The following is a 1,664-nucleotide window of genomic DNA, read 5'->3' as shown; positions in this document are numbered from 1 at the left end:
GAAAGCCGAGCCTTCAAGACTGAACGGAGGTGAGAGCGTGGCGACGATGTTGTCGCGCTCGGTGGTGTTGGTGGTGAAGAAGTGCGCGCCGGTGCTGCTGTTGTAGAAGCGGTAAACCGGGATGCGCGTGGCCAGCGCCTTGCGCGCCACTGCACCCGAGGTGTAGGCGCTCTTGGCGGCGATCTCGCCGGCGGACAGCTCGTCCAGCGGGGTCGGTGAGCCCGAGGCATCGGCTGCGACAGCCCTCTTCTCAGCGGCGGCCAGCTCTGCCGTGTTCAGGGCTGCGCCCCGGGCGAGTGCGGCGGGCGCTGAGCTGTCGGCGCTGGAGGCTTCTGCCATGCCGTCAGCGCTCTTGTCATCTGCGCCACCGGACTGGCTACTGCCGCCACAGGCGGTCAGCAGGCCCAGCAGCGCCACGGCGCAGAGCCAGCGGACGCGCAGCGGTTGGAAGTTGGTGGAGGTGTACATGGGAGTTCTCTTTCGCAGCGAAGACCAAAGGGAAACGGCTGCGCCGGCTGTCACTCGTTGATCCGAACCAGGCGAACCGGTTTGGCGGCAGTGCTGTCGAAACGAAAAAAAGTGCCGATGGAGCCGCTACCGAAATAGACATACCAAGCTTCGTAGCTCGCGCCCACATGGGGAGACGACGACCAGAGGTCGCCCCCTATGGCGCTTGGAAATGCTGCCGGATTGATCTTCACGCCGGCGCTCACGCTCAAATCGACCAGGCTTGCCAACTCCTTGACGTTGGGCAATCGCCAGCCGCTCTGGGTCCGTGCGCGCGCCAAGGCCCCTTGGTGGTCAAAAGCGGAAGAGCCTGTGCAGGTGCTGCCCGTCCAGATGCGACCCTCTTCGCAACGGCGCCACTGCAGGCCCGTCCAGGCGTCGTTGACCACGTTGTTGGCCGCGTCGCTTTCGTTGGGGATCGTGCTGAAGGTGAAGCGGGGACCGCTGGGGGCGTTGCCACGCACCAGTCGGACAGCGTTGGTCTGTGTACGGACGGCGTTGCCCGAATACCCTCCGTCACCGATCCAACTCACATACCAAGCCCGCGCACCGCCGATGCTGTCGCTCACCACATCAGCACTCCAATAGTGCGCCAGTGCGGTATTGCCAAACGAGGTGCCGTTGATAGGCGCCACACCGGTCTTGCCGTAGTCGACCAGGTTGATCAGTTCGTTGCGGGTGGGCATGCGCCAGTCGCTGAAGCCACACAGGTTCAAGGCGTTGACCGCCGCCACATAGCCGCTGGTGTCTGTGGCGGCTCCTCCGCCCTGGTTGGTGTAGGTGTTGTCCTTGTCGCGCTGGCCGCCGTCGTCGGTCTTGCCCTCCCAGATCAGGCCGGTGATGTTGTCCCTGACGCAACTGGTCAGGGGCCTGCCGCCTACCGCGTCGAACGACATCCGGTTGATGGCCGAGCGGTGCCCGTCTTGCTGGGGATTTAGGTCGGCGGCTTCCGCAGCGCTGCAGGCCGTGAGCTGGTCGTCGCCGAACCTGTAGCACCGACTGGCGGTCACCCCACTGTGCGGCAGCTTCTCGGCCCGCCAGTCGGTGTCCAGCACGTAGTAGCCAATGCCTTCAAAGCTGTAGGTCGCCGCGAGGTTGGCGATGATGCTGTTCTTCTCCACCTCGCTGGCCGTGTAGAAGTGAAAGCCTTTGCCAGG

1 protein-coding gene and 1 pseudogene are annotated in these 1,664 nt (G+C 64.5%); both read right to left on the bottom strand.

Annotated features, from left to right (window positions below; genetic code table 11):
- Positions 1-468: pseudogene (locus HFL01S_RS24370) on the bottom strand (hypothetical protein); the annotation flags it as partial.
- Between the two features lie 50 nt (positions 469-518).
- Positions 519-1,664, bottom strand: a 1,146-nt coding sequence (locus HFL01S_RS24365) for a DUF1566 domain-containing protein (RefSeq protein WP_157539132.1), incomplete at its 5' end; no start/stop codon positions are given.

Source organism: Hydrogenophaga flava NBRC 102514 (assembly GCF_001571145.1).
Taxonomy (GTDB): Bacteria; Pseudomonadota; Gammaproteobacteria; order Burkholderiales; family Burkholderiaceae_C; genus Hydrogenophaga; species Hydrogenophaga flava.
The sequence above is the reverse complement of the archived record's forward strand: the minus strand, read 5'-3'. Positions and strand labels throughout refer to the sequence as shown.